Below are 642 nucleotides of genomic sequence, written 5' to 3' on the forward strand. Positions count from 1 at the left end.
TCTCTGACCAAGGAGGGTGAGGGTGCGATTACCGCTACGGGTGCTAGCAACCTCAACTCAGTCGCTTACGGCACCGAGTTGACGATCAGCGCTACTCCTGCCGAAGGCTACGAGCTTACTGCTCTTACTGCCAATGGCACGGATATCCTCGCAACGAAGAAGATCGTTGTCAAGGATAACCTGACCGTCAAGGCAACCTTCACGAAGAAGAGCTTTGCCGTCTCTCTGACTAAGGAGGGTGAGGGTACGATCTCCGCTACGGGTGCTAGCAACCTCAACTCAGTCGCTTACGGCACAGAGTTGACCATCAACGCTACACCTGCCGAGGGTTACGAACTCGTATCCATTACGGCTGGTGGTACGGACATCACAGCGACTAAGAAGGTAGTTGTGACTGGCAACCTCACCATCACGGTCAACCTTACGAAGAATAACTTTGCTGTCTCTCTAACCAAGGAGGGCGAGGGTACGATCACTGCGACAGGTGCCACCAGTTTGAATGCTGTGGCTTACGGCACGGAGTTGACGATTGTCGCTACTCCAGCTGCGGGTTACGAACTTGTATCCATTACGGCTGGTGGTACGGATATCACAGCTAGCAAGAAGGTAGTCGTGACTGGCAACCTAACCGTCAAGGCGACC

Annotated in this window: 1 protein-coding gene; it reads left to right on the top strand. The window is 53.7% G+C overall.

Features of this window, described 5'->3' with window-relative positions:
* The coding region (locus PORUE0001_RS10965; RefSeq protein WP_007365920.1) for an InlB B-repeat-containing protein at window positions 1–642 on the top strand (642 nt) is incomplete at both ends.

This window comes from Porphyromonas uenonis 60-3 (assembly GCF_000174775.1).
GTDB lineage: Bacteria > Bacteroidota > Bacteroidia > Bacteroidales > Porphyromonadaceae > Porphyromonas > Porphyromonas uenonis_A.